This is a genomic window from Pseudomonas sp. R28(2017) (assembly GCF_002112505.1).
Lineage (GTDB): Bacteria > Pseudomonadota > Gammaproteobacteria > Pseudomonadales > Pseudomonadaceae > Aquipseudomonas.
In genome coordinates this window covers 58,899-84,002 of the sequence record NZ_NEHW01000018.1, presented here as the reverse complement: position 1 = coordinate 84,002, position 25,104 = coordinate 58,899, and the positions used below count along the sequence as shown (strand labels likewise).

22 protein-coding genes are annotated in these 25,104 nt (G+C 65.7%); 13 read left to right on the top strand and 9 right to left on the bottom strand.

Annotated elements, in window-relative coordinates:
• Positions 1-17 precede the first annotated feature (17 nt).
• The 4 genes from CAF78_RS24775 to CAF78_RS24760 all read right to left on the bottom strand — a co-directional run bounded on the left by CAF78_RS24775 (position 18) and on the right by CAF78_RS24760 (position 4,462).
• Complete coding sequence (locus tag CAF78_RS24775; protein WP_085677615.1) at positions 18-647, bottom strand: LysE family translocator; 630 nt, start codon at positions 645-647, stop codon at positions 18-20.
• 53 nt (positions 648-700) lie between these two features.
• Positions 701-901, bottom strand: a complete 201-nt coding sequence (locus CAF78_RS24770) for a DUF1289 domain-containing protein (protein ID WP_085677616.1) — start codon at positions 899-901, stop codon at positions 701-703.
• Positions 902-965: 64 nt separating this feature from the next.
• On the bottom strand, positions 966-1,616 hold the full coding sequence (locus CAF78_RS29130) for a methyl-accepting chemotaxis protein (RefSeq protein ID WP_371856922.1): 651 nt from the start codon (positions 1,614-1,616) through the stop codon (positions 966-968).
• 1,520 nt (positions 1,617-3,136) lie between these two features.
• Positions 3,137-4,462: an MFS transporter gene (locus CAF78_RS24760; RefSeq protein ID WP_085677618.1), complete on the bottom strand. Its 1,326-nt coding sequence runs from the start codon at positions 4,460-4,462 to the stop codon at positions 3,137-3,139.
• 164 nt (positions 4,463-4,626) lie between these two features.
• Between CAF78_RS24760 and CAF78_RS24755 the strand changes: the two genes are divergently transcribed.
• Complete coding sequence (locus CAF78_RS24755) at positions 4,627-5,082, top strand: GNAT family N-acetyltransferase (RefSeq protein ID WP_085677619.1); 456 nt, start codon at positions 4,627-4,629, stop codon at positions 5,080-5,082.
• Between the two features lie 114 nt (positions 5,083-5,196).
• On the opposite strand, the gene CAF78_RS24750 is transcribed toward CAF78_RS24755, so the two are convergent.
• Together CAF78_RS24750 and CAF78_RS24745 are read right to left on the bottom strand one after the other, a co-directional pair.
• Complete coding sequence (locus tag CAF78_RS24750; protein ID WP_085677620.1) at positions 5,197-5,943, bottom strand: cache domain-containing protein; 747 nt, start codon at positions 5,941-5,943, stop codon at positions 5,197-5,199.
• 42 nt (positions 5,944-5,985) lie between these two features.
• A complete protein-coding gene (locus CAF78_RS24745) occupies positions 5,986-6,735 on the bottom strand; it encodes a FadR/GntR family transcriptional regulator (RefSeq protein ID WP_085677621.1) in 750 nt (249 codons plus the stop codon).
• Between the two features lie 216 nt (positions 6,736-6,951).
• Between CAF78_RS24745 and CAF78_RS24740 the strand changes: the two genes are divergently transcribed.
• The 5 genes from CAF78_RS24740 (at position 6,952) to CAF78_RS24720 (ending at position 12,430) form a co-directional block, all read left to right on the top strand.
• Entirely contained in the window at positions 6,952-8,376 is a 1,425-nt protein-coding gene (locus CAF78_RS24740; protein ID WP_085677622.1) for a gamma-aminobutyraldehyde dehydrogenase, read from the top strand.
• 141 nt (positions 8,377-8,517) lie between these two features.
• Positions 8,518-9,123, top strand: coding sequence for a dimethylamine monooxygenase subunit DmmA family protein (locus CAF78_RS24735; RefSeq protein ID WP_085677623.1), 606 nt, complete (start codon positions 8,518-8,520; stop codon positions 9,121-9,123).
• Entirely contained in the window at positions 9,120-10,088 is a 969-nt protein-coding gene (locus tag CAF78_RS24730; RefSeq protein ID WP_085677624.1) for a PDR/VanB family oxidoreductase, read from the top strand. The genes CAF78_RS24735 and CAF78_RS24730 overlap by 4 nt, the downstream gene beginning before the upstream one ends.
• Positions 10,089-10,105: 17 nt before the next feature.
• On the top strand, positions 10,106-11,152 hold the full coding sequence (locus tag CAF78_RS24725) for a DUF3445 domain-containing protein (protein ID WP_085677625.1): 1,047 nt from the start codon (positions 10,106-10,108) through the stop codon (positions 11,150-11,152).
• Between the two features lie 72 nt (positions 11,153-11,224).
• Positions 11,225-12,430, top strand: coding sequence for an MFS transporter (locus CAF78_RS24720; RefSeq protein WP_085677626.1), 1,206 nt, complete (start codon positions 11,225-11,227; stop codon positions 12,428-12,430).
• A 171-nt stretch (positions 12,431-12,601) separates the two neighbouring features.
• On the opposite strand, the gene CAF78_RS24715 is transcribed toward CAF78_RS24720, so the two are convergent.
• Entirely contained in the window at positions 12,602-13,264 is a 663-nt protein-coding gene (locus tag CAF78_RS24715) for a response regulator (protein WP_085677627.1), read from the bottom strand.
• Complete coding sequence (locus tag CAF78_RS24710) at positions 13,261-14,655, bottom strand: ATP-binding protein (protein WP_085677628.1); 1,395 nt, start codon at positions 14,653-14,655, stop codon at positions 13,261-13,263. The genes CAF78_RS24715 and CAF78_RS24710 overlap by 4 nt, the downstream gene beginning before the upstream one ends.
• 151 nt (positions 14,656-14,806) lie before the next feature.
• Here CAF78_RS24710 and CAF78_RS24705 point away from each other — a divergent pair, with 151 nt between their 5' ends.
• The 6 genes from CAF78_RS24705 (at position 14,807) to CAF78_RS24680 (ending at position 22,781) form a co-directional block, all read left to right on the top strand.
• A complete protein-coding gene (locus tag CAF78_RS24705) occupies positions 14,807-15,991 on the top strand; it encodes an efflux RND transporter periplasmic adaptor subunit (RefSeq protein ID WP_085677629.1) in 1,185 nt (394 codons plus the stop codon).
• 10 nt (positions 15,992-16,001) lie between these two features.
• The gene (locus CAF78_RS24700; protein WP_085677630.1) at positions 16,002-19,133 is read left to right on the top strand and encodes an efflux RND transporter permease subunit; all 3,132 of its coding nucleotides are present in this window, start codon (positions 16,002-16,004) and stop codon (positions 19,131-19,133) included.
• Positions 19,133-20,509, top strand: a complete 1,377-nt coding sequence (locus CAF78_RS24695) for an efflux transporter outer membrane subunit (protein WP_085677631.1) — start codon at positions 19,133-19,135, stop codon at positions 20,507-20,509. The genes CAF78_RS24700 and CAF78_RS24695 overlap by 1 nt, the downstream gene beginning before the upstream one ends.
• An 80-nt stretch (positions 20,510-20,589) precedes the next feature.
• The gene (locus CAF78_RS24690) at positions 20,590-21,267 is read left to right on the top strand and encodes a histidine phosphatase family protein (protein ID WP_085677632.1); all 678 of its coding nucleotides are present in this window, start codon (positions 20,590-20,592) and stop codon (positions 21,265-21,267) included.
• A 2-nt stretch (positions 21,268-21,269) separates the two neighbouring features.
• On the top strand, positions 21,270-22,091 hold the full coding sequence (locus CAF78_RS24685) for a phosphatase PAP2 family protein (protein WP_085677633.1): 822 nt from the start codon (positions 21,270-21,272) through the stop codon (positions 22,089-22,091).
• A 27-nt stretch (positions 22,092-22,118) separates the two neighbouring features.
• The gene (locus CAF78_RS24680; RefSeq protein ID WP_085677634.1) at positions 22,119-22,781 is read left to right on the top strand and encodes a bifunctional 2-polyprenyl-6-hydroxyphenol methylase/3-demethylubiquinol 3-O-methyltransferase UbiG; all 663 of its coding nucleotides are present in this window, start codon (positions 22,119-22,121) and stop codon (positions 22,779-22,781) included.
• Positions 22,782-23,059: 278 nt separating this feature from the next.
• Here CAF78_RS24680 and CAF78_RS24675 read toward each other — a convergent pair whose 3' ends face one another.
• Positions 23,060-23,938, bottom strand: a complete 879-nt coding sequence (locus CAF78_RS24675; RefSeq protein WP_085677635.1) for an SMP-30/gluconolactonase/LRE family protein — start codon at positions 23,936-23,938, stop codon at positions 23,060-23,062.
• A gap of 192 nt (positions 23,939-24,130) precedes the next feature.
• On the opposite strand from CAF78_RS24675, the gene CAF78_RS24670 reads away from it, so the two are divergent.
• Positions 24,131-25,102 carry an aliphatic sulfonate ABC transporter substrate-binding protein gene (locus CAF78_RS24670; RefSeq protein ID WP_085677636.1) on the top strand — a complete coding sequence of 324 codons (972 nt, stop codon included), beginning with the start codon at positions 24,131-24,133 and terminating at the stop codon, positions 25,100-25,102.
• Positions 25,103-25,104: the final 2 nt, after the last annotated feature.

The following is a 25,104-nucleotide window of genomic DNA, read 5'->3' as shown; positions in this document are numbered from 1 at the left end:
ACAGCGCCTTGGATGGGTTACTGTCGGCGCATCGCGAGAATCGCCGCACCGAAGCCAATGAACGTGGTGCCGACCACCCGGCTTACCCAGCGTGACAGCGCCGGCCGGGTCAGCACGCCTTTGGCCCGCGCGGCCAGCGCGGCATAGAGGCTCAGTGACGTCAGCGACAAGGCCACGAAAATCCCGGTCAGGGTCAGGAACTGCGGCAGCAGCGGCGCGCCCTGGTCGATGAACTGCGGGAACAGAGCGGTGAAGAACAGGGTCGCCTTGGGGTTGGTGACGGCGGTCAGGAACGCCGACTGGTACAACTTCAACGGGGTCGGCCTGTTGACCTTGGCCGCCGCCTGATCCACCAGCATCGGGCCCTTCTTGAGCAACTGGCGGGCACCCAGGTAGAACAGGTAGCCGGCACCGATCAGCTTGACTGCGCTGAACAACATCTCGGAACTGGCCAACAAGGCCCCGAGCCCGAGCATGGCGGCCGCCGAGAGGCAGAACAGTCCCGTGCCATTGCCCAGCGACGACCACAGGGTGCTGCGCTGGCCATGGTTGAGGCTATTATTGATGGCCATCAAGGTGGCAGGCCCTGGGCTGGCAATGGCGATTGCGGCGACCAGGGTAAAGGCGAGTAGCGAGTGGGTTTCCATGCGGCAGGCTCAACAACGGTGCGGAGCCAGCATCTTACACAAGCGCAGCGGCTTCAGTCGCTGCCCTGGCGCTTGGCGTTCTTTTTGCTGATGGCCTTCATCCGCGTGGCCGCGCGTTGCACGGTGGCCATCTTTTCCGGGCGCTTCATGCCGCGCCATTTGCGGATTTCCTCACGGGTGCGACCGCAGCTCACGCACAGCTCGCTGTTGAGCTGGCAAAGCGAGACGCAGGGGTTTTCGATGTCTTTGGCCATGGCGGGCTCCGATTGTGGGCGCGCATCATACCCTGTATGAAACCGCGCCCACAGATTCGCCGGCTCAAGCTGCCGCAGCACGCCCACCCTCACTGCTGACCTCGAACTGCCCCACCAACTTCTGCAGCTTGCTGGCATTGGCCTTCACCGTCTCGGCGCTGCTCTGCAACACCACCGCCGTCTGGCGCATCTCGCTGGAGGACTGGTTGACCTGGTCGATGGTCTTGCCGTATTCCATGCTGCGCCGGTTGAGCTGCTGGATGATCGCGAACATCGCTTCCACCGCCTGATGCAGCTGCACGTTCTCCGACGAGGCATCCTCAGCCAGGCGCAGGCTGTCATCGACATTCTGCACGCCCTCCTCCATGAAGCTCACGGCTTGCTGCGTTTCGTTCTGCAGGCCTTCGACCATGTGCCGGATGTCGTCGGCAGCACGCGAGGTACGCGCGGCCAGGCTGCGCACCTCATCGGCCACCACCGCGAAACCACGGCCGTGTTCCCCGGCCCGCGCCGCCTCGATGGCGGCATTGAGGGCCAGCAGGTTGGTCTGGTTGGTGATGTCGCTGATCAGCCCGGTGATGTTGCCGATCTGGCCCATGCGGCTGTCGAGCAACTGCACGCTCGACGACGAACGCGCCACCACGTCGCGAATCGACTGGGTGCCGGCCTGCACCGCCAGGAACTGCTCGCGGGCGCGGCTGACCACCTCGTCCATGGCCTGCTTCATCTGCTCGGCGCTGACCGAAGCCTGCTGCAGCTCGCCCAGCTGTTCTTCCATGATGATCATCATCTGGTGCACGGCGTCCGCCACATCGGTGGAGGTCACGCTCGCTTCCTGGCTGCGGCCCAGCATCATCTGGTTGGTGGCGCCGACCGTGCGGCTGGCCTTGACCACCTGCCCGACCACCGCGTCCAGGCGGTCGATGAAACTGTTGATCCAACGCGCCATGTCGCCACTTTCGTCATTGGCCATGGCGCTGGTGTCCAGGCGCTGGCGCAGGTTGCCTTCGCCTTCGGCGATGGTGCGCAGCACGCCGCTCATGCCGTTCAGGCGTGCCGCCAGCCGCTTGGGCCCGAGCACACTGAACAGCAGCGTGGCGGCCACCATGCACAGCGCCTCGATGGCGTCGTTCAGCCCCTGCGGCAAGCCGGCGTAGTGCTGCACCAGGTAGTTGCAGCCGAACAGCCCGGCCATGGTCGCCACGTAGGGTTTCATCAGCCCGTAGCTGAGCGAGCGGCGGCGGTAGACTTCTTCCAGGTCGGCTTCGCACATCATCCCCCAGCGGTCTGGCGAGCCCGGCAACTGGAACGTGACGCCCTTGCCGACCACCGGCACATGGCGATAGTCCGAGTAGCCCGGGTAGGTGACGAACAGGTTGGCCCCGTGACGGATGGTTTCCCGTACACCGGGGTGCAGTTCACGGGTCGCGGGGTCGGTGAAGCGCAGCTCCAGCTCGGTGTGGCGCTGGATCTGCACCGTGGTCCAAGGCGTGTGCACGCCACTCTTGAGGTTCTCGCCGTGGGTGAAGGTGCCGTCCTCGAAACGCGAACGAGACAAGGCCGTGCCTGGCTGGATGGTGCGGTCGAAGTGCGACTGCGCCATGAACAGGTAGTTGTCGCCTGATTCGGCAAAGATGTGCCCGGCCTCACGCTGGATCAGGTCACCGAGCACGTCGTTGGGCACCCGGCCACAAAGGCAGCCGACGGTTTTGCCTTCGCGCTTGAGCGGCTGGTAGAACATCAGCGTCACTTCATCATGGAAGCGCGACGATGACGGGCCGATCTGCAGCGTCAGCGGGTCGCTGTAGGGGCCGTGCAGGAACGGCGCCTTCAGGCCCTGGGCCAATGCCTGCATCTGCTCGATCCGCGCGGTGCCGCGCTTTGCCCAGGTAGAGACCGTGACATGGCCGGTGGTGTCGATCACGCACAGCTCGGAAAAATCTTCAGCCTGGGCCAGTTTGTCGAGCAACACCGACCGGTCGACCTCGGCGCCGCCGGGTGCCATCTGCTGCGCCAGTTCGGCCAGATGCTCCCACTGCTCGCGGGCCCAGTTCTGCAGCAATTGCACGCGGGTCTGGGCGATGGCTTCGAAGGTCTGCTCGACCACCGGGTAGTGCGCACGGTTGAGGCGGCAGGCCCAGCCCATGCTGAACTTGCCGGTTTTGCCGAACCAGGGCAGCCAACCCTTCTCACTCGATGACAACTGCATGGAACTACTTGAAAGCGACATTGTTTTCACCATACGCGACATCGGATGGCAAAGTGACAGCAAGTTGCACGCCAACTCGTGTGCAAGCTAACTATTCGCGCTTTCCTGCGTTCCATGCTCCCCGTTAGTGCACTGGCATAGTGCGCGCGTTCAAACCCGCCCATCACGGGGCGATTGCTCCAGCGCCGCCAAAGCAGGCGGCCGACGGTGATCGACCAGTTGGCCAGGGCAATCAGCAGCAGCAACTGCAACAACGCAGGCATGCCTGCCTGGACGATGACCTTGCCGGCCAGCAGCGGAAAACCGAACACCCCAACGAAGTAGGCCAGGCTGAACAGCACCAGCGACTGGGCTGTCTGCCCGGTGGGCGCTTCGTTGGCGGCCAGGCCGTTGATCACCGAATAGGTCAGGCCATAGCCGACGCCAAGCACCACCGCCGCCAGCACATAGGCCGCCGCGCTGTCGACGCCGTACATGAACATCAGCACCGCCAGCACCATCAACGCTGTCAGCAGGCAGGCCATGAGGTACGGGTCACGCTTGACGATGAAACCCGCAATCAGCAGCCGGCACGAGATCGCAGCCGACATGAAACCGAGGAAGAACAGCGAATAGTCCAGTTGCCTGGCGCTGGCGTACGACGTCTGGAAGCTCGACAACCCACCGAAGATCGCACCGCCCAGGCCCACCATGAGGATGGCGAAGGCCGCCTTGGACGACAGCACCGAACGCGCGGCAGCCGGGGTGATCCTGCACACCGCGACGGCGCCGGTCTTCAGTTGCTGCAGGCGTGGCCCAATCAGCAGGAACAGGCCCCCACCCAGCAGGCTCGCCGCAGCCGCCGCGACGAAAGCGGCCTCCACCGGATAACCCAATGCCTGCGCTGCCCGCCCCAGCAGCGGCCCGGTGCCGATACCGGTCATCATGCTGCCCGAGAGCAAGGCAAAGTATTTGACCCGCCGTGCCGGCTCGATCAGCATCGCCACGATGATCGGCCCCAGCGTGTAGAACACGCCCCAGCCAAAACCCAGCAGCAGGCCGCACAGCAGCATGGCCGTGCCGAACCCGGGGGCGGCGGCAAAGCCCAGGCAGGCTGCAGCCAGAAACAGCGCGCCAGCGGCCACGGCCCTGGGTGCACCGATCAGGTCGGTCAGGTGGCCGGAAATGATCACGGCGAGGAAGGTGCTGAGCATCGCGGCCGAGATCACCGAGCCGGCATCGGCCTCGCTGGCACCGTGTGCACGCAGCATCATTGCCAGCAGGAAGGTGGTGCCATAAGACAGGGAAAGCAGGTAGCTGCTGAGGCAGAAGGTGGCGAACAGGCCATTGGCAGGTGGGTGGTTCGAGGACATCAGGTTTTCCGGTTCTTTTTATTGATCAGGTTCGGTGCCGGTTTTATCACGGGGTATCTGCCGCTTGGGTATGAAAGCAGCGGAGTGAAGCGCTGCAGACTCATAACAATTGGCCCTGCCGGATTGCGCACATTAAGCGCAGGCGAATTTTCGGAGGTGGTACTTTGCATTCATCCCTTACCCTGCGCAGGGCCGAGCCTGCTGACGTCGAGGCCATAACCGGGCTGGTCCAGGCGGCCTACTCGCCCTATATCGCGCGCATTGGCAAACCGCCGGCGCCGATGCTGGATGACTACTGCCAGGTGGTAGCGCAGGCAGAGGTTCATGTGGCACTGGATGGCACGCAGGTGGTGGGCGTGCTGGTGCTGGAGCGCGAAGGGGACGAGATGCTGCTGGCCAATGTCGCCGTGTTGCCCGAGTGCAAGGGCCAAGGGATTGGCAAGGTGCTGATGCACCTGTGCGAAACCCGTTCACGGCAGGTTGGGTGCAGCGCGGTGCGGCTGTATACCCACGAGCGGATGACCGAGAACATCGCGATTTATCGCACGCTGGGTTTTGTCGAGACTCACCGGGCCCAAGAGCACGGGTTTTCTCGCGTGTTCATGCGCAAGGCCCTTTGACCTGCTCGGGCCTCTTCGCGGGCAAGCCCGCTCCCACAGGGTCATCACAATCCCTGTGGGAGCGGGTTTATCGAAGCGTCGAACCGCCGCGAAGAGGCCCGCACAGGCACCCCATCACTTGCGCCTGAGCACCGGCAAGCGCACCAGCGACCACCCGGCTTCGGACTCGGCCAACGCCAGGCGAATGCCCTCGCGCGGCAAGGTGTTCAACAACGCCTGCGCCAGGTCGCCAACCATCCAGTTCGCCGTGTTCGAGGCAATCACCCGCCCGTCCGCCGAGATCAGCACCGCTTCATGCTCCAGGCGCATCAGGCTGCGCACCAGCAGGCGTTCGACATTGTGCAGCGACAAGTCCAGCCCGGCCACGCCGATGAAGTGCCCCTGCACCTCGATCGGCGTGGTGAAGGTCAGCACGTACATGTTGGTGCCATACAGGTCCACATATGGCCCCTCGACCACGCTCTTGCCGGTCTTCATCGGCCGGCTGTACCAGGGCATCTCGGTGTAGTCGTAGTAGTTCTCGCGGCGCCGGTCGAAGTTCGGGCGCAGCGGCAGGGTCTTGCCGCCGTCGGCCAGGTACCACCATTCCAGGTGCATTTCACGGTCGGCCAGGCCATTGGGCTCGACGATGATGCCGCCGCCGCAGCCAAAGGCACCGGTGGTCAGCAACTGCTGGTCGATGGCCGGGCGCAAGGTCGCCAGGTCCTTGGCACACGGCTGGCGGCCTTCGGCCAACACCCGTTCCCACAACGCTCGGGTTTCTTCCACCAGTTGGCGGACCTGGCCGAAGATGGTCCCCAGGGTATGGTCCAGCTGCTGGGCGCAGGCTGACAGCGGGTCGTTGTCGCTCAGGGCAAACATGGCATTACCTCACGCAGGTACAGCTTTGTTGTTATGCACGGCTCAGTCCTGCTCGTCGGCCAGCAGCTCCAGACGCAGGCTGATCAGACGCTTGATGCCACGGCTGACGTGGGCTTCGGCCAAGGCACCTGCCAGCACCGCATCGCCGGCGACCAGCGCTTCGAGAATCGCCCGGTGCTCGTGCTCGACCACCGTCACATCACCGCCGCCGGCGGCCTCCATCCACAGCAACTCGCCGACTTCCGACTGCAGGCGCATTTCCGCGCTGGTCAGGCGCAGCGACTGGGCGGCGGCGGCCACTTCGATATGAAATCGCGCATCGGCGCGGTGCCGGGCCAGGCGCGAACTGGCCTGGCTGAGGGTTTCGATATGCTGGGCGATGCGCGCCTGCTGCTCCGGCGAACTACGCTTGGCGGCCAGGCGCGCCGCAGTGCCGGAAATGGCCGTCTGTTCATCACCCAGGTCACGCAGGTCGGGGCCGCTCATCTCGCGCAGGCGTTGCAGCAGCAGCGCTTCGGGCAGCTCCACCGGGGCACAGACGAAGCTGCCGCCGTTGCGCCCGCGGCGGGTTTCGATCAAGCCACGCTGGCGCAGTACCACCAGGGCTTCGCGCAAGGTCACCGTGGCCACGCCCAATTGCAGGGCCAGTTCCGACTCACTGGGCAGTTGCTGCCCTTCAGCGAACATTCCCAGCTCGATCGCCTCCATCAGGCGGCGCGCCACTTCATCGGTCCGCCCTTCCTGGCGCAACCGGATGAAGGCGGTGTTACGAGCACTATTCAGGGCAGTCATTGCCTCTCCCTATCGAGCATTGCCAGGCTTGGCGCGGACCCCGGCTAAAAGGTTCAGTTTCGCATCTTATAGCGAACGGGCCAGCGCCCGATACCGATTGACGGGCCATTCTACCGCCTGGAAGCGGCTTTTCGCAGTGGTTGGCAAACTAAAAATATTAAGATATGGTTTCATAGGTTTAGATTTCTACCAATAAGACCGACCAAGGAATCCGCCATGCAAACCAAACTCCTGATCAACGGCCAGTTGGTCGACGGGCAAGGCAGCCCGTACGCCGTGTACAACCCGTCCAAAGGCACGGTGCTGGTGAACATCGCCGAAGCCAGCGCCAGCCAGGTGGATGCCGCGGTGCAGGCCGCCGACCAGGCCTTCGCCGGCTGGTCGCAGACCGCACCCAAGGATCGCGCCCAGCTGCTGCTCAAGCTGGCCGACCGCATCGAAGCCGACGCCGCCAACCTCGCCCGCCTGGAGTCGCAGAACTGCGGCAAGCCCTACCAGGCGGCACTGAACGACGAAATACCGGCCATCGCCGACGTGTTCCGCTTCTTTGCCGGCGCCAGCCGTTGCCTGTCGGGCTCGGCTGGTGGCGAGTACCTGCCCGGCCACACCTCGATGATCCGCCGTGACCCGCTGGGCGTGGTCGCCTCCATCGCGCCGTGGAACTACCCGCTGATGATGGTCGCCTGGAAGCTCGCCCCTGCGCTGGCCGCCGGCAACTGCGTGGTGCTCAAGCCTTCCGAGCAAACCCCGCTGACCGCCCTGGCGCTGGGCGAGATCATGGCTGAGCTGTTCCCTGCCGGGGTGGTCAATATCCTGTTCGGCCGCGGCCCGAGCGTCGGCGAGCCGCTGGTCAATCACCCCAAGGTGCGCCTGGTGTCGCTGACCGGTTCCGTGGCCACCGGTGCGCGGATCATCGCCAGCACCGCCAGCAGCGTGAAGCGCACTCACATGGAACTGGGCGGCAAGGCGCCGGTACTGATCTTCGACGACGCCGATATCGATGCCGCCGTCGAGGGTATCCGGGCGTTCGGCTTCTACAACGCCGGCCAGGACTGCACGGCGGCCTGCCGCCTGTATGTCCAGCAAGGCGTCTACGAGCAGTTCGTCAGCAAGCTGGGCGAAGCCGTGGCCAGCCTGCGCATGGGCCTGCAGGACGACCCGCAGACCGAGCTCGGCCCACTGATCACCCGCGAGCACCTCGAGCGTGTCGAAGGTTTTGTCCAACGCGCCAAGGCCCAGCCGCACATCCGCCTGATCACCGGCGGCCAACGCGGTGCCGGCGACGGCTTCTTCTTCGAGCCGACCGTGCTGGCCGATGCCCGCCAGGACGACGAAATCGTCCAGCGCGAGGTGTTTGGCCCGGTGGTCAGCATCACCCCGTTCACCGACGAAGCCAAGGCCCTGGCCTACGCCAACGACTCCGACTACGGCCTGGCCTCTTCGGTGTGGACCCGTGACGTCGGCCGCGCCAACCGCCTGGCTGCGCGCCTGCAATATGGCTGCACCTGGGTCAACACGCACTTCATGCTGGTCAGCGAAATGCCCCACGGCGGCATGAAGCAATCGGGCTATGGCAAGGACATGTCCATGTACGGCCTGGAAGACTACACCTGCGTGCGCCACGTGATGTTCAAGCACTGATTGTCGACGCTGGTCATAAACATATAAAACCATAGGCAATATGGCATGGGTTCTGCTTTCACCCGTGCCCGAGCCTGAAATCAGCCGTCAACGTTACCTTCCGGCACACGCCGGGGGTTCGGGCTTACGAGGTGTATCACCATGCTTATCACCGGCATCAAAAGCCGCCCGGTCTATGACCAGCTGCGGCCCATGGCAGGCGGCCTGCGCCACCTGATCGCGGGCCAGGGCAGCGGCGGCGCGGCCATGCTGCGCCTGATCGCGGACATGTCCCCCGCGCAGCGCGCGCACAGCACCCTGCTCTACTCCACCGAGTCGTTCTCCGGCCATGACCACTTGCAGGCCCTGCAAACGGCGCAAGCGGCCGGACTGGAAGTGTTCCCCAGCAACCAGGCGCTGATCACCGCCCTGCGCGAACGGCTGGGCCAGGCTCACATGGGTACGCGCCTGTACCTCAGTGGTTCGGAAAGCTTCATCGGCACCGCCATGCAGGCTGCCAATGCGGTCGACCTGAACCGTGACGAAGTGCTGCGCGAGCACAGCGGCACCCTGGTCCGCCGCGTGTGGTGCGCACACTGCGACACCTACACCGAGAACGTCACCCAGCGTGTGTTCAGCTGCCCCGGTTGCCAGCTCGACCTGGTGGTGCGCGACCACTATTCCCGCCGCCTGGCCGCCTTCCAGGGCATCAAGGCCGATGGCGAAGTCCCGGGCGAACTGCCTGCAGCCGAGGAGCTCGACACATGAACACCCACAACGGCACCCTCAGCGTGCGCGTCGCCCGCATCGAAGCGCTCACCCCGGAAATCACCCGTTTCACCCTGGTCGACCCGGCCGGCAAGCACCTGCCGGCATTTTCTGGCGGCAGCCACGTGGTGGTGGTGGTCGAAGACGGCGACAAGATCCACCGCAACGCCTACTCGCTGATGAGCTCGCCCTACGACTCCAGCGCCTACCAGATCGCCGTGCGCCGGGTCAGCGATGGCCGTGGCGGTTCGCGCTACCTGCATGACCGGGTAGCTGAAGGCGACCTGTTGCAGATCCTGCAGCCCGCCAACCTGTTCCCGCTGGCCAAGCATGCCCGCCAGCACGTGTTCATTGCCGGCGGCGTGGGCATTACCCCCGTCTATTCGCAGCTTGAAGAATTGCTGCTCAAGCAGGCCACGTTCGAGCTGCACCTGGCCGTGCGCGGCCCCGAGCACACCGCCCTGGGCCTGGAGCTGCAGGCTCGCTATGGCGAGCGTGTGCACCTGTACGTGCAGGGCGTCGATGCGCGCATGGACATCCGGCACATCCTCGAAGGCCGCCCGCTGGGCAGCCATGTGTATGTCTGCGGCCCGGACAGCATGATCGACGACACCCTCGACAGTGCCCATGCGCTGGGCTGGACCGACAGCCATATCCACTACGAGCGCTTTGTCGAGCAAGGCTCCAGCGGCCAGCCGTTCAGCGTCATCCTCGCCCGCCAAGGGGTAACCCTCGAAGTGCCGGCCGAACAGTCGTTGCTCGAGGCCGCCGAACAGGCCGGCTACAAGGTGCCCTACCTGTGCCGCGGCGGTGCCTGCGGCTACTGCGAAACCGAAGTGCTGGACATCGATGGCGAGCTCGACCATCGCGATGACTGGCTCAGCGAGGAAGACAAGCTGAGCAAGCGCAAATTCATGCCCTGCGTATCCCGCGCCAACTGCAGCCGCCTGGTCGTAGACCTCTGAAACAGGAAAACCACACCATGACCGTATTCAAGCCGATCGAGACCTACGCCGACGCAGGCCAGGGCCACACCTACAAGAACAGCCGCGAAGCCGTGCTGCGCCTGCCCTTCCCGTATCCGGAAGACCAGTACATGTACTCGATGAACGTCGAGCCGCACGTGCCGTTCGGCACGGGCGCACTGCGCGGGCAATTCGACATCGACGAGCACTACATTTCCGAGTGCCACCACCGTGCACACACCCTCGACAGCCAGCCAGGCGTGCACTACGCCGCCCTGCCGCACATGATGGAAGCCCAGTGGGACCTGCTGGAGCTGCTGATGGAGTCGTACTCGCGCGACTACCCCGAACACTTCAGCCTGGAGAAGAAAGGCAGCCAGTGGCACTGGATCAACCGGCCGCTGCAGATCGACCAGATCTTCACCTTCGGCGACGCCAGCACCCTGCCGATGGAACCGATGGAGTACATCACCCGCCAGGCCCAGGGCGAGTTCATTCTGCTCGAAGAGCGTGACGACACCCTGGTGATGGGCGCTGGCATGGCCACCCAGCGTGCCGACTACTCACTGCGCTTCAACCTCGGCATGAGCTTCATGGAGTTCCACGGCCCGGTGCCCAAGCTGCATGAAATGGGCATCCTGCAACGGGCGCTGAAATTCCTCCTGCGCCTGCGCCCCGGCCACCCGGTACGCCGCACCAACTGGTCGATCACCGTCGACCCGCGCCTGGAAACCTCCGCCGAAACCCTGCCCGACTGGGCCCCGGAACGCACCACGGTGACCGCCGAAAACGCCGGCGAACGGGTCAACCTGCGCATCGAGCTGCAACCGCTGCACCGTTTGCCGCGCAGCAACGCCGTGCTGTTCCCGGTACGCACCTACCTGGTCAGCCTGCAGGAGCTGGCCGAGTTCGCGCCGCAGTGGGCCAAGCGCATGCACCGGGTGATCCGCGACCTTGACCAGGAACTGGTCGACTACAAGGGCTTCACCCGCTACCGCGATGCCATGGTCAGCTGGCTGTCGCAGTACGACGACGGCACCCCGGTCGACGAAAGCCAGCAATAACCCGTACCCTGCGCGCGCCGGCCACCGGCGCGCGTCTACCCAACGTGTGCATGCCATTCAGGGGTTACCCCAATGAAAACAATAAAACACTGCTTGCCCGAGAGCTGGAGCCTGGTGTTCTCCGCCGCCGCATCTGCCTACGGCGTCGGCCTGCTCGGGTTGTGGGCCTTGCCGTACCTGATCAGCGCCATCATTCACGATTTGCAACTCAACGAAGCCCAGGCCGGACTGCTGATGTCGGCCGAGTTCGGCTTCACCATGCTCGCCTCGCTGCTGGTCGCACCGTTCATGGGCCGCGCACCACGGCGCACGCTGGCGCTTGTCGGCACCGTGCTGGCGATTGCCGCCAACCTGCTCAGCGCCAACATCGACAGCCTCTACGCACTCGCGGCGGTACGCTGCGTTGCGGGGATTGGCGCCGGCCTGGCACTGGCCTGCGGCAACGCCGCCGTGTCCAGCGCCAAACACCCGGACCGGGTTGCCGGGCACATGAACGTGCTGTCGGTGGTGCTGATGATCGTGGTGATGCTGGGTTACGCCAAGGTCATGGCCGCCCATGGCCTGCATGGTTTGTACTACGCGATGGCAGCGACCATGGCGGTGATGCTGCTGGCCATCCCGGTCATGGCCCAACACGCACCGATTGCCGAGCCTGCGCCGCAGGTGCCTGCCGGCAAGCAAGCGTCGGGCAATATCCTGCTGAGCCTGCCGGCCATCTGCATGATGCTGGCGATGTTCGTGTTCCAGGCCCGCGACACCATGGGCTGGGCCTTCGTCGAGCGGATTGGCACCCTGGTCGGCTACAGCGGTGATGAGCTGGGCGTGCTGCTGTCGTTCCAGTCGTTCGTCGGCCTGATCGGGCCGCTGATCGCCGCCATGGTCGGCAAGCGCTTCGGCATGAGCACGCCGGTGATCCTGGCGATCCTGCTGACCGGCGCAACCAGCCTCAGCTATGTGCTGGGCGAGCACTCCAAGGCCCTGTACACCGCCGGTGTGATGACCATCTGCATCACCTACTTCTACGCCCTCAGCTACCTGACCGGCCTGGCCGCAGCGCTGGACCGCGAAGGCCGCGTGGTGGCCGCCGCCGGCAGCTTCCTCAGCCTCGGGCTGGCAGTGGGCCCGGCGATTTCCGGTGGGTTGATTTCGCTGGGTGGCTTCAGCCTGGCGGCCTGGGGCATCGGCGTGACAGTGGTGCTGACCTTGCTGCTGGTGGCGGTGCCGCTGGCCAGCATTCGGCGTGAGCAACCGCCCTTGCCGGTTGTCGCGACCGCCTGAGTCACCTCGCGCATGGCACGGGCTTCGCCCGTGTTCGCGGGCAAGCCCGCTCCCACAATGACCGTGCAACACTCAGGACGAAAGCTGTCTTGCTCAAGATCCGAAAACTGGCGCGATCCCTGTGGGAGCGGGCTCGCCCGCGAAGAGGCCGGTACAGGCAGCCCCTATGCGCTATTCGAACTCCAGGCTGTAGCCCACCCCGTACACCGAGCGCAACGGATCGTGACCCGGGGTGACTGCCGTGAGCTTGCGCCGCAGGTTCTTCACATGGCTGTCGACGGTACGGTCGGCCACCACCCGGTGGTCCTGGTAGATGTGGTTCATCAGCTGGTCGCGAGACAGCACTTGGCCGGGCCGGGCCGCCAACGCGGCAAGCATGCGGAACTCTACCGGCGTCAGGTCCAGCGCCACGCCCTTGTAGCGGGCCTGGAACGCACGGGCGTCGAGCTCCAGCCCCAGGCTCGGCGCCTGCTGGCCGCTACGGCGCAGCACGGCCTTGACCCGTGCCACCAGCTCGCGCGGCGAAAACGGCTTGCAGATGTAGTCGTCGGCGCCCAGCTCCAGGCCCAGCAGGCGGTCGATTTCGTCGACCCTGGCGGTCATCATGATCAGTGGCATCTGGCTGAAGCCGCGCAGCTCGCGGCAGATATCCAGGCCATCGCGACCGGGCAGCATCAGGTCGAGCAGAATCAGGTCGTACTGGCCCTGGCGGATCGCCGGGATCACCGCCAGGCCGTCGTCCAGGTGGTCGACGCGGTGGCCACCGGCGCGCAGGTAATCGCCCACCAGCGCGGCGAGCTTGGGTTCATCTTCCACCAACAGAATCTGGCTCATGCCTGATCTCCGGCAGCCGGAAGCGTGAGGCACAACAGCAAGCCGCCCAGGGCCGAGGCTTTGGCCGTCAGCTTGCCACCGTGCACTTCGGCGATGCCACGGCAGATTGCCAGGCCCAGGCCGGTGCCGCCACTGGCACGGTTGCGCGAACGCTCGGCGCGGTAAAAGCGCTCGAACAGGCGCGCCAGCGACGCGCTGTCCACGCCGGGGGCGGTGTCCTCGCATTGCACCAGCACCTGGTCGCCGTCCTGGAATGCGCGCAGCACCGTGTGGCCGCCCGCATCGGTATAGCGCCGGCTGTTTTCCAGCAGGTTGTGCAGCAACTGGCCCAGGCGTGACTCATCGCCCAGCACCCACAGCGGTGTTTCCGGCAATGCCAGGCGCAATGCCAGGCCACGCTCGGCAAAACCGGCCTGGAAGGCATCGGCCACCACCGGCAGCAGCACCCGCAGGTCGATGCGCTCGCGGCGATAGGTGGGGCCGCCAACCTCTGCCAGCGACAGGTCGAACAGGTCGTCGACCAGTTTGCTCAGCGCCCCCACCTCGCCTTGCAACGAGCGCAGGGCGTTGCCATCGAGCGGGCGAATGCCGTCTTCCATGGCTTCCAGCTCGGCGCGCATCACCGCCAGCGGGGTGCGCAACTCGTGGGAAATATCCGCCATGAAATCGCGGCGCATGCGCTCGTTGCTGGCCAGGGTGGCGGCCATGCGGTTGAAGTCACCGGCTAGTTGCCCGGCTTCGTCGGCCGAACGCACCGGCAACTGGATCGCATAGTCCCCCGCCGCCAGGCGATGGGTCGCGCTGGCCACTTCGCGGATCGGCCGCAACAGGGCGCGGCTCAGCCACCAGGCGATCACCGCCGTGGCCAGCAGGCAGGCCAGGCCTATCAGCAGGCTCGAGCGCAGCTGGTTGAGCTGGAAGCGCCGGTCACCGACGCTGGTCACCGATTGCAACGGCGCCAGAGCCATCCAGCCGACCACCTGGCCCTGGTGGTGGATGGGCCGCAGCAGCATGTCGCGGCTGGCGCCCTGGTAGCCAATGATCGGCTGGCGCTGGGCATCGAGCAGGGCAAAGCGCACGAACGCGCCGGTCAGGTCCGAGACGGTCAGCAGGCTGGGGTCGAAGGTCTTGTCCGGCCGGGCATCGTCCGGGCGCAGCAGCTCGAACCATTGGTCCTTGTCGCGGCGGATGAAGTCCCAGCTGCCGTTGCGGGCATAGGCCTGCTCGACCCGCGGCACGATGCGCTCCATGCGTTCTTCGGCCTGCTGGTTGAGGTAGCCGAGAAAACCGTACTTCAGGCTCAGGTAGGCGGCGAACACCATGCCCAGCACGGCGAACGCGCACACCGCGAGCATGGCGATGAAGAACTTGCGGGAAAGGCTGACTTTCATGGCACCGCCGGCACATTGGACTTGCCGACATTGAAGCGCGCAGGCCCTGCTGCCGCAAGGCTCGCCGGGCAATCTCCACGCTTTCTGCACATTGCCTGCACAATTGCCACGCACGCTGGGGCCATCGAAATTCTCTGGCTCGGAGCCTGCGATGCCTACGTTGTTCCACTCCCTGATGTTTGCCCGTTCGCCCCTGGCCCGCGCGCTGTTGCTCAGTGCCGGCCTGTTGGTCATCGGCGGTTGCCGCGAAGCCGAGACCGCTGCCGCACCGCCCCCGCTGCAAGAGGTCACCGTCTTTGACGTGACCAGCACCGCCCAGGCGCTGACCACCACCCTGCCCGGCCGCGCCAGCGCCCACCTGATGGCCGATATCCGCCCGCAGGTCGGCGGCATCATCCAGCAGCGCCTGTTCAACGAAGGCGACACGGTCAAGGCCGGCCAGGCGCTGTACCAGATCGACCCGCAGTCGTACCAGGCAGCGCTGGCCCAGGCCAAGGCCACCGTCAATTCGGCCAACGCCACGCTCAAGGCGGCGGAGCTCAAGGCCAGGCGCGATGCGCAACTGGTGAAGATCGACGCCATCAGCGCCGAGGACAACGAAAGCGCCCAGGCCGCCCTGCTCGAAGCCCGCGCCAGCCTGCAATCGGCCCAGGCCGCACAGCGTACGGCGCAGATCAACCTCGACTACACCCGCATCAACGCACCGATCGCTGGCCGCACCGCCACCTCATCCGTCACTCCTGGCGCGCTGGTCACCGCCGAGCAGACCACCGCCCTGACCACCGTGCAGCAGCTGGACCCGATCTATGTCGACTTCACCCAGCCCAGCAGCACCCTGCTGCGCCTCAAGCGCGAGCTGGCCGAGGGCAAGCTCGCCGCCAGTGAACAGCAGGACGCCACGCGCATCAGCCTGGAACTCGAAGACGGCAGCACCTATGCCCATGCCGGCACCCTCACCTTCAATGGCGTGAGCGTCGACGAAAGCACCGGCAGCGTGACCTTCCGCGCCGTGGTGCCGAACCCCGACGGCCTGCTGATGCCTGGCATGTACCTCAAGGCCACCGTCCAGGAAGGCGTGCAGCACGACGCCATCCTGGTGCCGCAGCAAGCCGTCAGTCGCGACGAACGCGGCGGCGCCACCGCCCTGGTGGTGGTCGACGGCAAGGTGCAGCAGCGCGAACTCACCTTGGCCCGCGCGGTGGATAACCGCTGGTGGGTCAGCCAGGGCCTGGCGGTGGGTGACCAGGTGATCGTCCAGGGCCTGCAGAAGGTTCGCGTGGGCCAACAGGTGCAGGTCCGGGACAGCACCCTGACCGCTCACAACGACAGCAACTGAGGCGTATTACATGGCACGTTTCTTCATCGACCGGCCGATCTTCGCCTGGGTCATCGCCATCCTGGTGATGCTGGGCGGCGGCCTGGCCATCTTCACGCTGCCGCTGGCGCAGTACCCCAACATCGCGCCACCACAGATCAGCCTCAGCGCCACCTACACAGGCGCCTCGGCCAAGACCATGGAAGACTCGGTGACCCAGGTGATCGAGCAGCACATGACCGGCCTGGACGGCCTTACCTACATGTCATCCACCAGCAGCTCGGCGGGTAGCGCCAAGATCACCCTGACCTTCGAGGCCGGCACCGATATCAACACCGCGCAGATGCGGGTACAGACCAAGCTGGACCAGGCCAAGGCACGGCAGCCCGACGCGGTGCAGCAGCAAGGCATCGAGATCCACAACTCGGCCAGCGACTTCCTGATCATCGTCTCCCTGGTGTCGGACAACCCCGACATCGGCGCCACCGACATCAGCGACTTCATCTCCAGCACCCTGTACGACCAGATCAGCCGGGTCAGCGGCGTCGGCGACGTGACCACCCTGGGGTCGAGTTACGCCATGCGCATCTGGCTCGACCCGGACAAGCTCAAGCAGTACGCGCTGATGCCGTCGGACGTGAGCAGCGCACTCGAAGCGCAGAACGTCGACACCTCGGCCGGCCAGCTGGGCGCCCTGCCCGCCCGCGCCGGGCAGCAGCTCAATGCCACCATCAACGCCCGCAGCAAGCTGCAGACCGCCGCCCAGTTCCGTGACCTGGTGCTCAAGCACAACAGCGCCGGCGCCGTGGTGACCCTGGCCGAGGTGGCACGGGTCGAGCTGGGCAGCGAAAGCTACGACGTGGTCGCCGAACACAATGGCCAGCCCTCCGGAGGCCTGGCCGTGAGCCTGGCCACCGGCGCCAACGCCCTAGACGTTGCCGACGCGGTACAGGCCAAGCTGGCCGAGCTGCAGCAGTTCTTCCCCAGCAAGCTGCAACTGCGCAGCGAGGTGGCCTACAACACCGCGCCGTTCGTGAAGATCTCCATCGAGGAGGTGGTCAAGACGCTGTTCGAGGCCATCGCCCTGGTGGTGCTGATCATGTACCTGTTCATGCAGAACCTGCGCGCCACGCTGATCCCGGCCATCGCCGTACCGGTCGTACTGCTCGGTACGTTCGGTGTACTGGCCCTGCTCGGCTATTCGATCAACACCCTGACCCTGTTCGGCATGGTGCTGGCCATCGGCTTGCTGGTGGACGATGCCATCGTGGTGGTGGAGAACGTCGAACGCATCATGGCCGAGAAAGGCCTGGGTCCCCGCGAGGCGACACGCCAGTCGATGGGCGAAATCAGCGGCGCGCTGGTCGGTATCGCCGTGGTGCTGTCGGCGGTGTTCATCCCGATGGCCTTCTTCGGCGGCTCCACCGGGGTGATCTACCGGCAGTTCTCGGTGACCCTGGTCGCGGCCATGACCCTGTCGGTGCTGGTGGCCATGACCCTGACCCCGGCGCTGTGCGCCACCCTGCTCAAGCCAGTGGCCGCCCATGGCCAGGTACGGCGCGGCTTCTTCGGCTGGTTCAACCGCAGCTTCGCGCGCACGTCCGAGCGCTACCAGCGTGCCGTCGGCAAGGTGCTGGCACGGCCACTGCGCGGCCTGCTGGTGTATGCCCTGGTACTCGGCGGCGTGGCGCTGATATTCCAGAAGTTGCCCAGCGCATTCCTGCCCGAGGAAGACCAAGGCATGCTGATGATGCAGATGACCCTGCCGGTCGGTGGTACCGACCAGCGCCTGCAGGCGGTGAGCCGCCAGGTGCAGGACTACATGCTCAAGCAGCCGGAAGTCGACTCGATCCTGACCGTGCGCGGCCTGGGCAACGGCGGCAATGCGCAGAACGCCGGGCGCGGTTTCATCAAGCTCAAGGACTGGAGCGAGCGTCAGGGCGACGAACACAGCACAGCAGCCGTCGCACGCCGGGCCAACATGGCGCTGTCGTCGATACTCGATGCCAACGTGTTCGTCATCGCCCCGCCGGCCATCCAGGGCCTGGGCCAGAGTTCCGGTTTCGACGTGCAGCTGCAGGACCTGGCCGGCCTCGGCCACGCCGAGCTGCTCAAGGCGCGTGACCAGTTCATCGCCCTGGCCGCCAAGGACCCGCGCCTGGCCAACGTGCGCGCCCAGGGCCTGGAAGACACCCCACAGCTGAATGTCGCCATCGACGACCGCAAGGCCGGCGCCATGGGTGTTGCCGCCAGCGACATCAACGCCACCCTGAGCACGGTGATGGGCGGCAGCTACGTCAACGACTTCATCGACGCCGGGCGGGTGAAAAAGGTGTACCTGCAGGGCGAAGCCGACAAGCGCATGCAGGCCGAAGACATCGGCGCCTGGTACGTGCGCAACGACAGCGACGCCATGGTGCCGTTGTCGGCCTTCACCAGCACCTCGTGGAGCACCGCTTCACCCCTGCTGGAGCGCTTCAACGGATTCGGCTCGTACGAACTGGTGGGCGAGCCGGTAGCAGGTGTCAGCTCTGGTGATGCGATGGCGGCGGTCGAGCAGATCATGGCGCAATTGCCCGATGGCATCGGCTATGCCTGGGCCGGGCAGTCGTATCAGGAGCGCCTGGCCGGCAATCAGGCGCCGCTGTTGTACGCCGTTTCGATCCTGTTCGTGTTCCTGTGCCTGGCAGCCCTGTACGAAAGCTGGTCGGTGCCGTTTGCGGTGATGCTGGTGGTGCCCGTGGGCATCCTTGGCGCGCTGCTGCTGACCGGCCTGCGCGGGCTGGCCAACGACGTGTACTTCCAGGTCGGGCTGTTGACCACCGTGGGCCTGGCGGCCAAGAACGCGATCCTGATCGTCGAATTCGCCAAGGAAGGCTACGAACGCGGCCAGGACCTGCTGAGCGCCACCCTGCAAGCCGTGCGCATCCGCCTGCGGCCGGTGCTGATGACCTCGCTGGCGTTCATCCTCGGCGTGCTGCCACTGGCGCTGAGCACCGGTGCCGGTGCTGGCGGGCGGCAGGCGATCGGCACCGGCGTGCTGGGCGGCATGCTCGCCGCCACCCTGCTCGGCCTGTTCTTCATTCCCTTGTTCTATGTGCTGGTGCAACGCCTGGCCGGGCGCCGCGCCAACCGCACCGCAACCGTTGCCGGAGAAGCCTGATGCGCCTGTCCCCTGTTTTGCTGGCGCTGGCCCTGAGCGGCTGCGTCAACCTGGCCCCCGACTACCAGCGCCCGGCGGCGCCGGTGGCCGAGCAGTGGCCGGGCACTGCCACCGACAGCGGCGCGGCCCGTGCGGATGTCAGCTGGCAAGCGCTGTTCGTCGATCACCGCCTGCGCGACACCGTGGCCCTGGCCCTGGCCAGCAACCGCGACCTGCGGGTAGCGGCGTTGAATGTCGAGTACCAGCAGGCGCAATACCGCATCCAGCGCGCCGCGCTGCTGCCGGCAGTGTCGGCCACGGCCGATGGCACCCGTCAGCGGGCGCTGGCCAACGGCAGCACCTCGGTCAGCAGCCAGTACAGCGTCGGCCTGGGCGTCAGCAGCTACGAGCTGGACCTGTTCGGGCGCCTGGGCAATCTCAAGGATGCCGCCCTGGAACAGTACCTTGCGCTGGAACAGACCCGCCGCAGCACCCAGATCAGCCTGGTAGCCGAGGTGGCCAGTGCGTGGATGACCCTGGCCGCCGACCAGCAGCTGCTCAAGCTGGCCAACGAGACCTATGCCAGCCAGCAGAAGACCTACGCCCTGGTGCAGCAGAGCCACGGCCTGGGTGGCGAGTCTGGGGTGAGCCTGGCGCAGGCCCGCAGCACCGTGGAGTCGGCCCGCGCCGATGCAGCGAATTACGCCAGCCAGGTCGAGCAGGACCGCAACGCCCTGGAGCTGCTGGTCGGTCAGCGCGTGGACAGCACGCTGTTGCCGGATGACAGCCAGGGCAACGCCGCGCTGCTGGTCGCCGTACCCGCCGGCCTGCCTTCGGCGCTGCTGCAACGCCGCCCCGACGTGCTGGCCGCCGAACACACGCTGAAGGCGGCCAACGCCGACATCGGCGCGGCGCGCGCGGCGTTCTTCCCCAGCGTCACCCTGACGGCCAGCGGCGGCAGCGCCAGCAGCCAGCTGTCCGGGCTGTTCAAGGGCGGCAGCGGCGCCTGGAACTTCGCCCCGTCGATCAACCTGCCGATCTTCAACGCCGGCAGCAACCGCGCCGGCCTCGACGCGGCCAAGGTCAATCGCGAGATCGAGGTGGCCACCTATGAAAAGACCTTGCAGACCGCTTTCAGCGAAGTGGCCGATGCGCTCTCGGTGCGTGCCCACATCCATGAACGGCTCGACGCCCAGCGCAACCTGACCGATGCCACCCAGACCAGCTACAGCCTGTCGCTGGCGCTGTACAAGCAAGGCTCGGACAGCTTTCTCGATGTGCTCGACGCCCAGCGCTCGCTCTATACCGCGCAGCAGACGCTGATCAGCCTGCAACTGGCCGAGCAGGTCAACCGGGTGACCTTGTACAAGACGCTCGGCGGCGGCTGGCAGGGATAAGACAATTTTCACATCCGCTTCACTGTCGGGCCACAAACCCGAGGATAAGGTGCTGCCAGCCTTGTCCTCGGAGTGGCAGCATGCTGGAAAATGTAATTGCGACACACCCGCGCCTTCTGCGCCTGAAACGCCGGAACCTGCCTGCCGCCTGGCTGATAGCCGCGTTGCTGGCCTTCACCGCGTTCGGCCTCTGGCACGTGTTTCGAACGCATGTCACCAACCTGGGCAGCGCGCAGCTGATGAGCGAGCATGGCGTCTACAGCGCCTGGAACAGCGGCAAGGTAATTGTTCTGGTTCGCCATGCCGAACGCTGCGACCGCTCCAACCACGCCTGCCTTGGCGACCCAGCCGGCATCACCGTGGACGGCAGCCAGGCGGCAGCCGCCGTCGGCGACGGCATCCGTCGCCTGGGCCTGGCCAATGCCGATATCCTCAGCAGCCCGGAAGTCCGCACCCAGCAGACCGCGTCGTTCGTGTTCGGCAAGGGCATCGAAACCCAGGACTGGCTGGCGCGCTGTGACAGCACCTTCGCCAATGCTGCCCTGGCCCACAAGCGTGAGGGCCACAACCTGGTGCTGGTCACCCACAGCGGCTGCATCGACCACCTCGAGCGGCAGCTGGGCGTGGCGGGCGGTGAGCGCGTTGCCGGCTATGCCAGTGCGCTGTTCGTCAGCAAAGACAGCAACGGCAAGGCCCACTTGCTCGGGCAACTCAACGCCAACCAATGGCAGACACTCAACAGCAGCACAGGGAAGTAAGCATGCCCGTTTCTTCACGCACCACGTTCTACGTCAATAACCTGCTGGTGCCACTGCTGCTGGCAGCCATCGTGTTCCTGCTGTTCGACCTGACCGAACTGGACCGCTGGATCAGCAACCTGCTGCTCGACCCGGTCACCGGGCAGTTCCCGCTGTTGCATGACCAGCTGTTCGAGAAAGTGACCCACAAATGGCCGCGCATCCTGCCGAACTGGACCGGCGAGGCGGCAATCATCGGTTCGCTGCTGTCGTTCATCTGGCCACGCCTGGCTAACCACCCCGACGCCCTGATAACCCGCGGCCTGAATGCTGCCCGCATCAGCCCGGTGCTGCGTTTCACCAGCCGTCACCGCCGTGATTTCCTGTTCGTGGTGGTGGCATTTGCCTTGTGCACCACGGTCATCCATTACCTGAAAAGCCACACCAGCGTGTACTGCCCGGTGGAAACCACCCTCTACGGCGGCCCCGAGGCACGCGTGGAGTGGTACGAGAACTTCACCTGGTTCAGCAAGGCGGGCGAAGGCCGTTGCTGGCCGGGCGGCCACGCGTCCAGCGGCTTCACCCTTCTGGCGCTGTACTTCGTGGCGTTGCGCTACCGCTGGCAGCATGCGCGCAAGCTGCTGGTGGCCATTCTGCTGATCGGTTTCATCTACGGCACGACCCGCGTGCTGCAAGGTTGGCACTACATGTCGCACACCTTCTGGGCCGGGATCTTCGTATGGTTGACCACCTGGGCCACCGCCCTGGGCTTCTATGGGCGCGAGGCGCTCCAGGCACCGGCGCAGGCAAGCGCAGACAAGGCAACAGCAGATGCCTATGCTTGAGCAGTCCCTCTGCTCAGGAACATGACCATGCCCAACCCCGAAGACGCCCTGCTGCACAGCTGGCAGTTCAACGCCCAAGCCTGGATAGACGCCGTGCGTGGCGGCGCCATCGAGAGCCGCCTGCAGGTGACCGACCAGGCAATCCTGCTGGCGATCCTCGGTCGCCAGCCTGAGCGCGTACTGGACCTGGGTTGCGGCGAGGGCTGGTTGTTGCGGGCGCTGGCCGATCGCGGCATCGCGGTGACTGGCGTGGATGGCGACGCCGCGCTGGTCGAGGCTGCGCGGGCCGCAGGTTCGGCGCAGGTGCACCAGGCCAGCTATGCCCAGCTGGTCGACGGTGACGGGGATATCGGCAGCGGCTATGACCTGATCTGCGCCAATTTCGCCCTTCTGCATCAAGACATCATCCCCTTGCTGGCGGCCATGAAAGCCCTGCTCGCACCCGATGCCGTGCTGGTGATCCAGACCTTGCACCCCTGGAGCGTGGCGGGCGGTGATTATCAGGACGGCTGGCGCGAGGAGTCGTTTGCCGGGTTTGCCGGGGACTGGCGGCCAATGCCGTGGTATTTCCGCACGCTGGCCAGTTGGTTGAATGCACTGGACATGGCGGGGTTCAGGCTGCTGAGCCTGCAGGAGCCACAGCATCCGCAGAGCACGGTGCCGCAATCGTTGCTGATGGTAGCTGGATAGCCTGTTCCGGCCTCTTCGCGGGCTTGCCCGCTCCCACAGGTACTTCACAGGGCGTGAGATTTGCGCGATACCTGTGGGAGCGGGCGAGCCCGCGAACTGCCCTGAACAGGCGACATCAACCTTGAAATCCTTTGCAACAACCCGCTAGCCTGCGGGTGGCGTACTGACCTTGCCGCTGCTGCTGGTGGTGCCGGTGCCGAGCCTGCCGCAGGGGTGATCCTGCTCGGTTGCATGCTGGTGCTGGGGCTGCTGCCAGGGCGCGGGCGCCGCCTGCCCAGTTAACGCTGGGCGGTGGCCTCGTCGGCGGGCGGGGTCAGCTGCAACACGCGATTGCGCCCGCCTTCGGCGAGCAGGTAGCCACCCTTGCCATCCGCGATGATCGACTGCGGTGCCTTGAGGAAGGTCAGCACCACGTGCTGGGTGCCATCGGCGTCCACGCGCAGCAGGCGCGCGCGGTGGGTGTTGTCTTCGCTGATCCACAGGCCGCGCTGGTCGCACATCAGGAAGGTGGGATGGCGCAGGCCCTCAACCACCACCGGGTCCTTGCCGTCGTCGGACAACGCACGAACGATGCCGGTGCCTTTCTCGGTGTACAACAGACGGCCGTCGGCGCAGCGGGTCAGGCCCTCGGTTTCGGTCAGCCCCGAGCGCAGCACGTCGAGCTGGCCGCTGGCCCAGTCATAACGCATCAGGCGCCCATTGCCCTTGCGGTCTTCGATGGCATACAGGTGATCGCCGTCATTCCACAGCCCCTGCACGCTGTCACCGTTGAACAGCTGGGTGACCTGGCCATCACGGGCCAGGCTCACCGGCGCGTGGCCGCCTTCCTGGCTGAACACCCAGCCACCTTGTGCCGCGACCATGCCGTCGGGCTTGGACAGGTTGTCGATCAGCACCACGCGGTCGCCGCCGGCGGTGATCTTGAGGATGCTGCCTTTGCCGTCATCCAGCTCGCGGCTGACCAGCAGGCTGCCGTCGGCCTGGGGCAGCAACGAGGCGGCCTTGGCCACGTCGCGGTGCAGCACCTCGACATGCCAGCCACTGGCGGCCTGCACCGGGTAGAACGATTGCCAGGCGAAAAAGCCCAGGGTCGCAGCCACCAGGCCGGTGGTGGCAGTCAGGGCGATACGGGTGCTGCGCCGGCGCAGGATGGGCATGAACGGGGGCTCCTCGAATTTGGCCCGAATCCTAGCAAGAGGATTGGAAAATGTCGTCATCAGATGACGCAAACACAAAAGGATATAAAAAGAACAAAACATTCTAACCAAATGGAATTAAAAAATTGAAAGCCAAACGCCTCCTCCTTAGGCTGGGTGCACCCTTTCCCACCTGCTCAAGGAGCGACGTCAATGCCCTTCTCCCCCCTGCGCCGCCTACTGCTAGGCGGCATTCTGGCGACTTTCGCCAGCAGCCTGCTGCCCTGGTCCAGCGCCTTCGCCGAAGACACCAAGACCCTGCGCATCGGCTATCAGAAGTTCAACAGCATCAACATCCTCAAAGGCAGCGGCGCGCTGGAAAAGGCCCTGGCGCCCCAAGGCGTGAAGGTCAGCTGGCACGAATTCGCCGCCGGGCCGCAACTGCTCGAGGCGCTGAGCACCGGTGCCATCGACCTGGGCCACGCTGCAGACGCGCCATCGGTGTTCGCCCAGGCCGCCGGCAAACCGGTGGTGTACCTGGCCGCCGAGCAGCCCTACCCGCGCGGCATCGGCCTGGTGGTGCGTGAGCAGGATCACCTCACCGCAGTGCAGGACCTCAAAGGCAAGCGCGTGGCCACCGGCCGCGGCTGGAATGCCCAGTACCTGCTGGCGGTGGCCCTGGAACAGGCCGGCCTGAGCTATCAGGACATCACCCCGGCCTACGTCAACAACGCCGCCGATGCCGTCGCCGCCCTGCAATCCGGCAGCGTGCAGGCCGTGACCCTGTGGGACCCGTTCCTCGCGGCAGCCGAAAGCCAGCCGGGCCTGAAGAACCTGCGCGATGGCAGCGGCCTGTCCAACAACCGCACCTTCTACCTGTCCACCGCCGCCTTCGCCGACCAGCACCGCGACCTGCTGAAGACCTTCTTCAGCGAACTGGGCAAAGTCAGCCAATGGGCCAACACCAAGCCCGCCGAAGTCGCCGCACTGCTGGCGCCGCAACTGGGCATCAGCGCCAACGTGCTGGAGGTGGCCAGCGAACGGCGCAACTACAACGCCGTGGCCATCACCCCCCAGATCGTCGCCGAGCAGCAGAAACTGGCCGATACTTTCCAGGGCCTGGGCCTGATCCCGCGCAAGCTGCAGGTGGCCGATGCCATCTACCCGGCTTCCGTGTTGCCGTGATC

Bases quoted from the DNA above. Each gene is read 5' to 3' on its own strand.
- CAF78_RS24685 (WP_085677633.1), top strand. From the start codon at position 21,270: ATGCCCGTTTCTTCACGCACCACGTTCTACGTCAATAACCTGCTGGTG.
- CAF78_RS24740 (WP_085677622.1), top strand. From the start codon at position 6,952: ATGCAAACCAAACTCCTGATCAACGGCCAGTTGGTCGACGGGCAAGGC.
- CAF78_RS29130 (WP_371856922.1), bottom strand. From the start codon at position 1,616: ATGGACGAGGTGGTCAGCCGCGCCCGCGAGCAGTTCCTGGCGGTGCAG.
- CAF78_RS24715 (WP_085677627.1), bottom strand. From the start codon at position 13,264: ATGAGCCAGATTCTGTTGGTGGAAGATGAACCCAAGCTCGCCGCGCTG.
- CAF78_RS24735 (WP_085677623.1), top strand. From the start codon at position 8,518: ATGCTTATCACCGGCATCAAAAGCCGCCCGGTCTATGACCAGCTGCGG.
- CAF78_RS24670 (WP_085677636.1), top strand. From the start codon at position 24,131: ATGCCCTTCTCCCCCCTGCGCCGCCTACTGCTAGGCGGCATTCTGGCG.
- CAF78_RS24675 (WP_085677635.1), bottom strand. From the start codon at position 23,938: ATGCCCATCCTGCGCCGGCGCAGCACCCGTATCGCCCTGACTGCCACC.
- CAF78_RS24750 (WP_085677620.1), bottom strand. From the start codon at position 5,943: ATGTTTGCCCTGAGCGACAACGACCCGCTGTCAGCCTGCGCCCAGCAG.
- CAF78_RS24720 (WP_085677626.1), top strand. From the start codon at position 11,225: ATGAAAACAATAAAACACTGCTTGCCCGAGAGCTGGAGCCTGGTGTTC.
- CAF78_RS24775 (WP_085677615.1), bottom strand. From the start codon at position 647: ATGGAAACCCACTCGCTACTCGCCTTTACCCTGGTCGCCGCAATCGCC.
- CAF78_RS24690 (WP_085677632.1), top strand. From the start codon at position 20,590: ATGCTGGAAAATGTAATTGCGACACACCCGCGCCTTCTGCGCCTGAAA.
- CAF78_RS24710 (WP_085677628.1), bottom strand. From the start codon at position 14,655: ATGAAAGTCAGCCTTTCCCGCAAGTTCTTCATCGCCATGCTCGCGGTG.
- CAF78_RS24695 (WP_085677631.1), top strand. From the start codon at position 19,133: ATGCGCCTGTCCCCTGTTTTGCTGGCGCTGGCCCTGAGCGGCTGCGTC.
- CAF78_RS24770 (WP_085677616.1), bottom strand. From the start codon at position 901: ATGGCCAAAGACATCGAAAACCCCTGCGTCTCGCTTTGCCAGCTCAAC.
- CAF78_RS24725 (WP_085677625.1), top strand. From the start codon at position 10,106: ATGACCGTATTCAAGCCGATCGAGACCTACGCCGACGCAGGCCAGGGC.
- CAF78_RS24760 (WP_085677618.1), bottom strand. From the start codon at position 4,462: ATGTCCTCGAACCACCCACCTGCCAATGGCCTGTTCGCCACCTTCTGC.
- CAF78_RS24705 (WP_085677629.1), top strand. From the start codon at position 14,807: ATGCCTACGTTGTTCCACTCCCTGATGTTTGCCCGTTCGCCCCTGGCC.
- CAF78_RS24730 (WP_085677624.1), top strand. From the start codon at position 9,120: ATGAACACCCACAACGGCACCCTCAGCGTGCGCGTCGCCCGCATCGAA.
- CAF78_RS24680 (WP_085677634.1), top strand. From the start codon at position 22,119: ATGCCCAACCCCGAAGACGCCCTGCTGCACAGCTGGCAGTTCAACGCC.
- CAF78_RS24745 (WP_085677621.1), bottom strand. From the start codon at position 6,735: ATGACTGCCCTGAATAGTGCTCGTAACACCGCCTTCATCCGGTTGCGC.
- CAF78_RS24700 (WP_085677630.1), top strand. From the start codon at position 16,002: ATGGCACGTTTCTTCATCGACCGGCCGATCTTCGCCTGGGTCATCGCC.